Origin of the sequence: Georgenia sp. 311 (genome assembly GCF_006151955.1) — a bacterium.
Lineage (GTDB): Bacteria > Actinomycetota > Actinomycetes > Actinomycetales > Actinomycetaceae > Oceanitalea > Oceanitalea wutianyii.
Genome location: NZ_VDFS01000018.1, coordinates 100,197 through 109,380, shown reverse-complemented (window position 1 = coordinate 109,380; position 9,184 = coordinate 100,197). Strand labels below are relative to the sequence as shown.

Annotated in this window: 5 protein-coding genes; all 5 read right to left on the bottom strand. The window is 70.5% G+C overall.

Annotated features, from left to right (window positions below):
• Window positions 1-106 precede the first annotated feature (106 nt).
• Window positions 107-871: a pyruvate formate-lyase-activating protein gene (gene pflA / locus FHE66_RS03405; protein WP_255303592.1), complete on the bottom strand. Its 765-nt coding sequence runs from the start codon at window positions 869-871 to the stop codon at window positions 107-109.
• A 282-nt stretch (window positions 872-1,153) separates the two neighbouring features.
• On the bottom strand, window positions 1,154-3,415 hold the full coding sequence (gene pflB, locus FHE66_RS03400; RefSeq protein ID WP_139071584.1) for a formate C-acetyltransferase: 2,262 nt from the start codon (window positions 3,413-3,415) through the stop codon (window positions 1,154-1,156).
• Between the two features lie 137 nt (window positions 3,416-3,552).
• Window positions 3,553-5,469, bottom strand: a complete 1,917-nt coding sequence (dxs, locus tag FHE66_RS03395; protein ID WP_139071583.1) for a 1-deoxy-D-xylulose-5-phosphate synthase — start codon at window positions 5,467-5,469, stop codon at window positions 3,553-3,555.
• Window positions 5,470-5,580: 111 nt separating this feature from the next.
• A complete protein-coding gene (locus tag FHE66_RS03390) occupies window positions 5,581-6,180 on the bottom strand; it encodes a DinB family protein (protein ID WP_218013598.1) in 600 nt (199 codons plus the stop codon).
• Window positions 6,181-6,290: 110 nt separating this feature from the next.
• Entirely contained in the window at window positions 6,291-9,113 is a 2,823-nt protein-coding gene (locus FHE66_RS03385; RefSeq protein WP_139071582.1) for an aconitate hydratase, read from the bottom strand.
• Window positions 9,114-9,184: the final 71 nt, after the last annotated feature.

Genomic DNA, 9,184 nt, shown 5'->3' with positions numbered 1-9,184 from the left:
CGAGCGCTGGATCCTGCACACCGACCCCGTGCACGATCCAGCGCTCGGCGATGGGCGAGTTCGTGGGGAAGGCGGGACAGGGAGGGCGGAGGGGAAGGAGCGCGGGTCAGTAGGTGGTGAGGCCGCGGGAGCGGAACTGGTCGCGCACGCGGTCGGTGAGCTCGAGGGACGGCGGCTGGGTGTCGCCCAGCTGGTAGTCCATCCCGAGCCGGTCCCACTTGTCCCGGCCCATCTGGTGGAAGGGCAGGACCTCCACCCGGCTCACGGAGCCGAGCGACGCCACGTAGTCGGCGACGGCGTCGACGTTCTCCTCGGCGTCGGTGAGGCCCGGGACGAGGACGAAGCGCACCCAGATCTCCTTGTCGAGGTCGGCGAGGCGGCGCCCGAACTCGAGCGTCGGCTGCAGCTCGCGGCCGGTCGTGCGCTTGTACGTCTCGGGCAGCCCGGACTTCACGTCGAGCAGGACGAGGTCGAGGGCCGACAGCAGCCGGTCGCTCGCGTAGCGTCCGAGGTAGCCGGAGGTGTCGATCGCCGTGTGGACGCCCATCTCCTTGGCGCCCTCGAGCAGCCGGGTGAGGAACGCCGGCTGCATGAGCGGCTCCCCGCCGGAGACGGTGAGTCCGCCGCCCGTGGCCCGGAAGACCGGGACGTAGCGACGCACCCGCCGCAGGAGCTCGTCGACGTCGACGGCCTCGCCGTCACGCATGCGCAGCGTGTCGGGGTTGTGGCAGTAGAGGCAGCGCAGCGGGCAGCCGGCGAGGAACGTCGTCATCCGGGTGCCCGGGCCGTCGACCGCGGTGACGAGCTCCCACGAGTGGAGCGAGCCGATGTCCCCGGCCCGCACCGCCGCGAGGTGCTCGCTGCGGCTCATCTCCTCCACGTGGGCCAGGCCGGCGGTGCCGGCCGAGCGGCGCAGCATGGGCACCGCGTCCTCCGGCACGGCGACGTACTCGCCGTTGATCCCGTCGGGGGCGACGACGCCGCTCACGGTCACGTGCTCAGGTGTGGTCACGCTGCCCGCTCCTTCCTGCGAGTCCGCCTTCCCCTCGGGCCGTCCGTACACGCCGACGTCCCCGGTCTCCCTCTCTCCTGACTGTTCCACGAGGGTGTCTCGGAGGGAAACCGGGGACGGGGCGTTCGGTTCTCCGGTCTGTCAGACCCGGCCGTGGAACGTCCGGGAGATGACGTCGAGCTGCTGCTCCCGGGTGAGGCGCACGAAGTTCACCGCGTAGCCGGAGACCCGGATGGTCAGCTGCGGGTAGTTCTCCGGGTGCTCCATGGCGTCCTCGAGGGTGTCCCGGTTGAGGACGTTGACATTCATGTGGAAGCCCTCGCTCACCATGTACGCGTCGAGCAGGCCGACGAGGTTCTTCACCTGCTCGTCCTTGGTCCGGCCGAGACCGGACGGCACGATCGTGTTGGTCAGCGAGATGCCGTCCTGCGCCTCGGAGTACGGCAGCTTGGCCACCGACAGCGCCGAGGCGAGCATCCCGTGGCTGTCGCGCCCGTTCATCGGGTTGGCGCCAGGGGCGAACGGCTCACCGAGCCGGCGCCCGTCCGGGGTGTTGCCGGTGTGCTTGCCGTAGACGACGTTGGAGGTGATGGTGAGCACCGACTGGGTGTGCAGCGCGTTGCGGTACGTCGGGTGGCGGCGCACCTTCTCCATGAACCGCTCGACGAGCATGATGGCGATGTCGTCGACGCGGTCGTCGTCGTTGCCGAAGGTGGGGTAGTCACCCTCGACGTCGTAGTCCACGACGAGCCCGTCCTCGTTGCGCACGGGGCGCACGGTCGCGTACTTGATCGCCGACAGGGAGTCCGCGGCGACCGACAGGCCGGCGATGCCGCAGGCCATGGTGCGCCGGACCTTACGGTCGTGGAGCGCCATCTCCAGCCGCTCGTAGGCGTACTTGTCGTGCATGTAGTGGATGCAGTTGAGCGCGTCGACGTAGGTCCTGGCCAGCCAGTCGAGCAGGGCGTCGTACTTGCCCAGGACGTCGTCGTAGTCCAGGACGTCCCCGGTGACCGGCTCGCTCACCGGCGCGACCTGCTTGCCGCTGATCTCGTCGCGGCCACCGTTGATCGAGTAGAGCAGCGCCTTGGCGATGTTGACGCGGGCCCCGAAGAACTGCATCTGCTTGCCGATGGCCATGCCGGACACGCAGCAGGCGATCCCGGAGTCGTCGCCGCACTGGCTGCGGAGCAGCTCGTCGGACTCGTACTGGATGGCGGAGGTGTCGATGGAGACCTTCGCGCAGAACTGCTTGAAGCCCTCGGGCAGCTTGTCGCTCCACAGCACCGTGAGGTTCGGCTCGGGGGCCGGACCCAGGTTGTAGAGCGTCTGCAGCATGCGGAAGGAGTTCTTCGTCACCAGGTGGCGCCCGTCGTCCCCCACGCCGGCGATCGACTCGGTGACCCACGTCGGGTCGCCGGAGAAGAGCTGGTCGTACTCGGGGGTGCGCAGGAACCGCACGATGCGCAGCTTGATGACGAAGTCGTCGATGATCTCCTGCGCCTCGGACTCGGTGAGGACGCCGTCGGCGATGTCGCGCTGGAGGAAGATGTCGAGGAACGTCGACGTGCGGCCGAGGGACATGGCCGCGCCGTTCTGCTCCTTCACGGCGCCCAGGTAGGCGAAGTAGAGCCACTGGACGGCCTCGCGGCCGTTGCTCGCCGGCCGGGAGATGTCGAAGCCGTAGGAGGCCGCCATCTCCTTGAGCTCCTGGAGCGCGCGGATCTGCTCGCTGTTCTCCTCACGGTCGCGGATGACCTCGTCGACGGAGAAGAGCTTGTCGAGCTCGGCGCGGTCCGCCTTCTTCGCCTCGATGAGGGCGTCGACGCCGTACAGGGCCACGCGGCGGTAGTCGCCGATGATGCGGCCGCGGCCGTAGGCGTCGGGCAGGCCGGTGACGATGTGCGCGCTGCGGGCGGCGCGGACGTCGGGCGGGTAGACGTCGAAGACGCCCTGGTTGTGGGTCTTGCGGTAGGTGGTGAAGACCTGCTCGAGCAGCGGGTCGACCTCGAACCCGTAGGTCTTGAGCGAGGTGGCGACCATCCGCCAGCCGCCGTAGGGCATGATCGCGCGCTTGAGCGGCGCGTCGGTCTGCAGGCCGACGATGAGCTCACGGTCCTGGTCGATGTAGCCCGGGGCGTGGGACGTGATGGTCGAGGGCGTCGTCGCGTCGACGTCGTAGACGCCCTTGGCGCGCTCCTCGGGGAACATCTTCGACAGGGTGCGCCAGATGTGGGTGGTGCGCTCGGTCGGTCCGGCGAGGAAGGAGTCGTCGCCGTCGTAAGGGGTGTAGTTCCGCTGGATGAAGTCGCGGACGTCGACGGACTCCTGCCACGGCCCGGGGGTGAATCCTCGCCAAGCGTCGGCCGACTGCAGTGCCTCGTCGATGGTGGTCGTGGCCATTAGTGCCTCCCTCTCCTCCCGGCGGTTGCCGGTTGTGTCCACCGTACGAATCGGACAGGTCATCCGCATGGGACCTAGGACCACGCGGCCGCGTAAGCACTCTCACACGCGCACACCGATGGTGACACCGGACACCGTCAGGCGCGAGGCTCGTGCTCGACGACGTCGTGCGCGGCGGTGAGTGCGGCGACGGCGCCGGCCGCCTGGCGGGCGACGTCCTGGGCCTGCAGGTGGTAGCGCTCGACGATCGAGGCGCGGCTGGCGTGCTCGAGGAACTCGTGCGGCAGGCCGTGGGTCTGGACCGGGACGGCATGCCCGGCCTCGGCGAGGGCGTCGCGCACGGCGCTGCCGATCCCGCCGGTGCCCAGACCGTCCTCGATGACGACGACGAGGTCGTGCTTGGCGGCCAGGTCGAGGAGGTCCTCGCTCACCGGAAGCACCCAGCGGGGGTCGACGACGGTGGAGCCGATGCCCTGGGCCTCCAGCGCCTGCCCGACGGCGACGGCGGTGGGCGCCATGGCGCCCACACCGACGACGAGCGTGCGTGGTCCGCCGTCGCCGGCGGTGCGGGTGAGGACGTCGACGCTGCCCTCGCGCCCGATCGCGGGCAGCGGCCCGGGCAGCGAGCCCTTGGGGTAGCGCACGACCGTGGGGGCGTCGTCGACCTCGACGGCCTCGCGCAGCTCGGCGCGCAGGGTGGCCTCGTCACGCGGCGCGGCCAGGCGCAGGCGCGGCACCGTCCGCAGGAGCGCGAGGTCCCACATGCCGTTGTGGCTGGCGCCGTCGTCGCCGGTGATGCCGGCGCGGTCCAGGACGATGGTGACGCCCGCGCGGTGGAGCGCGACGTCCATGAGGAGCTGGTCGTAGGCGCGGTTGAGGAAGGTCGCGTAGAGGGCGACGACGGGGTGCAGTCCGGCGAAGGCCATCCCGGCGGCGGCCGTGAGCGCGTGCTGCTCGGCGATGCCGACGTCGATGACGCGGTCGGGGAACTCCTCGGCCATCGGGGCGAGGCCGACGGGGGCGAGCATGGCGGCGGTGACCGCGACGACGTCGCTGCGCTGCCGGGCGATCTCGACGATCTCCTCGGCGAACACCGAGGTCCAGCCGAAGCGCGAGGGCGTGACGGGCAGGCCGGTCTCGGGGTGGATGACGCCGACGGCGTGGAAGCGGTCGGCGACGTCCTCCATGGCCGGGGTGTAGCCGCGGCCCTTCTCGGTGATGGCGTGGACGATGACCGGGCTGCCGAACGCCTTGGCGCGACGCAGCGCGAACTCCATGGCGGGCAGGTCGTGGCCGTCGACGGGGCCGATGTACTTGATGCCGAGGTCCTCGAAGAGGCCCTGCGGGGCGAGGACGTCCTTCATGCCCTTCTTCAGGCCGTGGAGGGCGTCGTAGGTGACCCGTCCGGGCGGGCCGCTGCGCTGGAGTGCGCGCTTGCCCCAGCCGAGGACCTTCTCGTAGCCGCGCGCGGTGCGCAGCGCGTCGAGGTGGTGGGCCAGGCCGCCGATCGTCGGCGCGTAGGAGCGGCCGTTGTCGTTGACGATGATGACGAGGCGGCGGTCCTGCGCCTCGGCGATGTTGTTCAGCGCCTCCCAGGCCATACCGCCGGTGAGGGCGCCGTCACCGATGACCGCGACGACGTGCCGGTCGGTCTGCCCGGTGAGCTCGTGGGCGCGGGCGATCCCGTCGGCCCAGGACAGCGCCGTCGAGGCGTGGGAGTTCTCGACGATGTCGTGCTCGGACTCCGAGCGGCTCGGGTAGCCCGAGATGCCGCCCTCCTTGCGCAGCTCGGCGAAGTCCTGTCGCCCGGTGAGGAGCTTGTGGACGTAGGCCTGGTGTCCGGTGTCGAAGACGATCCGGTCGCGCGGGGAGGTGAAGACGCGGTGGACGGCGAGGGTGAGCTCGACGACCCCGAGGTTCGGGCCGAGGTGCCCGCCGGTCTTCGCGACGGACTCGACGAGGTAGTCGCGCACCTCCTCGGCCAGCACCTCGAGCTCGGAGGTGGTGAGGGAGCGCAGGTCAGCGGGCCTGCGGATGCGTCCGAGCTGGCTCATCGCTCCCCTTTCCGGTCAGACGACAAATCGCTTCCTCACCTTACGTCCGACGAACGCCCGCCGCGACAACGCCCCGGGCACCAGGAAGGGTGAGATTACCCGCTCCGGAGGTCAGGGAGCGGCACGGACCAGGTCGGTGAGGACGAAGATCTCCGCGCCATGGTGGATGAGCTCACGGTTCATGTGGAGGACGAGGTGCCCGAAGGGTGAGGCGGCGTCGATCTCGGTCGCCTGGCTCAGGCCCACCGTCATGAAGTCCTCGTCAGCGACGGACTCCACCCCGGTGCGCCACGCCTCGACCCAGCGGGCGAGCTCGGCGCGGGCTGCGTCGACCTCGCCGTGGACGACGGCGTCGGCACGGCGCCGGCGCCGCTCGCCGAACGTCCACTCCCACCGCTCGAAGTACGCCTCGGTGAGGTGGGCGACGAGCCAGGCGATGCTGCGCGGGCCGGGGTGGTCCTCGGCGCCGGGCCACTCGGCGACCCACTCCCCCGTGCCCAGGGTGCGCGGCGTGCGCTCCTCACCGCGGCGCACGACGTTGAGCGTGCCGGGTCGCGGCTCCCAGGTGAACTCCTCCTGGGTGACGCTCGCCAGCCGCCCGGCGAGCTCGACCCAGGAGAAGCCGAGCTGCCCGAGCGCCATCGCCCTGGGCGTGGGCACGGACAAGATCGACCAGTCGAGCTCCGGCAGTCCTCCGGTGGCCTCGCTCATGGACCTTTCCTCCTTCGCCGGCCGCGGCCCGTGCCGAGATCAGGAACGCCGACGGTACCGCCGCGCCCGCTGGTGCGGGAGCGAACGGTACCGTCGGCGTGCTGCGCGGGTCAGGCGGTCTTCGCCAGGCTCCGCAGGACGTACTGGAGGATGCCGCCGTTGCGGAAGTAGTCCGCCTCGCCGGGGGTGTCGATGCGCACGACGGCGTCGAACTCCACCGAGGTGCCGTCCTCCTTCGCGGCGGTCACCTTGACCGTGCGGGGCGTGCGGCCCTCGTTGAGCTCGGTGATGCCCGAGATCCCGTAGGTCTCGGTGCCGTCGAGCCCGAGGGACTCGGCGTTCTCACCGGCCGGGAACTGCAGGGGCAGGACGCCCATGCCGATGAGGTTGGAGCGGTGGATGCGCTCGAAGCTCTCGGCGATGACGGCCTTGATGCCGAGGAGCGTCGTGCCCTTGGCCGCCCAGTCGCGCGAGGACCCGGAGCCGTACTCCTTGCCGCCGAGGACGACGAGCGGGACGCCGGCCTCCTGGTAGGCCATCGAGGCGTCGTAGATCGAGTCCTGCTCACCGGTGAGGAAGTTCTTGGTGAACCCGCCCTCGACGCCGTCGAGGAGCTGGTTGCGCAGGCGGATGTTGGCGAAGGTGCCGCGGATCATCACCTCGTGGTTGCCGCGGCGCGAGCCGTAGGAGTTGAAGTCCTTGCGGGCGACGCCGTGCTCGGCGAGGTAGCGCCCGGCGGGGCTGTCGGGCTTGATGGCACCGGCCGGGGAGATGTGGTCGGTGGTCACCGAGTCGCCGAGCTTGGCGAGGACGCGCGCACCGGAGATGTCGGAGACGGGCTCCGGCTCGGCCGCCATGCCCTCGAAGTACGGGGGCTTGCGGACGTAGGTCGACTCCGCGTCCCACGCGAAGGTGTTGCCCTCCGGGGTGGGCAGGGACTGCCAGCGCTCGTCGCCGGCGAAGACGTCGGCGTAGTCCTCCTCGAACATCTCCTGGCTCACGGCACCGGCGATGACGGCGTCGATCTCGGCCGGGCTGGGCCAGATGTCGCGCAGGTAGACGTCGTTGCCGTCCTTGTCCTGCCCGAGCGGCTGGGCCTCGAAGTCGAAGTCCATCGTCCCGGCGAGGCCGTAGGCGATGACGAGCGGCGGGGAGGCGAGGTAGTTCATCTTCGTGTCCGGGTTGATCCGGCCCTCGAAGTTGCGGTTGCCGGACAGCACCGCGGCGACGGCGAGGTCGTTGTCGTTGACCGCCTGGGAGATCTCCTCCGGCAGCGGGCCGGAGTTGCCGATGCACGTCGTGCAGCCGTAGCCGACGAGGTGGTAGCCGAGCTTCTCGAGGTAGGGCCACACGCCGGCCTTCTCGTAGTAGCCGGAGACGACCTGGGAGCCGGGGGCCATCGACGTCTTGACCCAGGGCTTGGTCTCCAGGCCCTTCTCCACCGCCTTCTTCGCGAGCAGGGCGGCGCCGAGCATGACGGTCGGGTTGGAGGTGTTCGTGCACGAGGTGATGGCCGCGATGACGACGGCGCCGTGGTCGAGCTCGACGTCGGTGCCGTTCTCCAGGGTCACCCGCACGGGCTTGCTCGGGCGGTCCTTCGCACTGGGCGCTGCGGCGGAGTGGACCGGGCGACCGGCCTCGGTGGCCTCCTCCTGCTCCGGGTCGTGGCTCGGCGGGTCGGACGCCGGGAAGGTGTCGGCCAGCTCCTTGTCGAGCGGGCTGCCCTCGACGTCGTTGCCGTCGACGACGTAGTTCTTGATGTCCGCGCGCCACTGGTCCTTGGCGTTGCTCAGCGCGATGCGGTCCTGCGGGCGCTTGGGGCCGGCGATCGAGGGGACGACGGTCGAGAGGTCGAGCTCGACGTACTCGGAGTAGGCGGCCTCGCGCGTGGCGTCGTGCCACAGGCCCTGCTCCTTGGCGTAGGCCTCGACGAGCGCGATCTGCTCGGCGGGGCGGCCGGTGAGGCGCAGGTAGTCCAGGGTGACGTCGTCGACCGGGAAGATCGAGACGGTCGAGCCGAACTCGGGGCTCATGTTGCCGATGGTGGCGCGGTTGGCGAGCGGCACGGCCGCGACGCCCTCGCCGTAGAACTCGACGAACTTGCCGACGACGCCGTGCTCGCGCAGCTTCTCGGTGATCGTGAGGACGACGTCGGTGGCGGTGGCGCCGTCCGGGATGGCGCCGATGAGCCGGAAGCCGACGACCTTGGGGATGAGCATGCTGATCGGCTGGCCGAGCATGGCGGCCTCGGCCTCGATGCCGCCGACGCCCCAGCCGAGCACGCCGAGGCCGTTGACCATCGGGGTGTGGGAGTCGGTGCCGACGCAGCTGTCCGGGTAGGCCTGGGTGACGCCGTCGCTCTCCCGCGTCATGACCGTGCGGGCGAGGTACTCGACGTTGACCTGGTGGACGATGCCGGTGCCCGGGGGGACGACCTTGAAGTCGTCGAAGGCGGTCTGGCCCCAGCGCAGGAACTGGTAGCGCTCGCCGTTGCGCTCGTACTCGAGCTCGACGTTGCGGGCGAAGGCCTGGGCGTTGCCGAAGACGTCGACGACGACGGAGTGGTCGATGACGAGCTCGGCCGGGGCGAGCGGGTTGATCCGCGTCGGGTCGCCGCCGAGGTCGGCCATGGCCTCACGCATGGTGGCGAGGTCGACGATGCACGGGACGCCGGTGAAGTCCTGCATGACGACGCGGGCGGGGCTGAACTGGATCTCGGTGTCCGGCTCGGCCTGCGGGTCCCACGCGGCGAGCGCACGGACGTGGTCGGCGGTGACGTTGGCCCCGTCCTCGGTGCGCAGGAGGTTCTCGGCGAGGATCTTCAGGCTGTAGGGCAGCCGGTCCAGGCCCTCAACCGCGTCCAGTCGGAAGATCTCATAGTCCTGCTCGCCCACCCGGAGGGTGGAACGGGCTCCAAAGCTGTCGACGCTCACTTGTGCTCCTTGCCGCTTCGCTGCTGCGCTTGCTCGGTCATCGTCCCACGGGCGGTGGCGTGCGGCGCAGC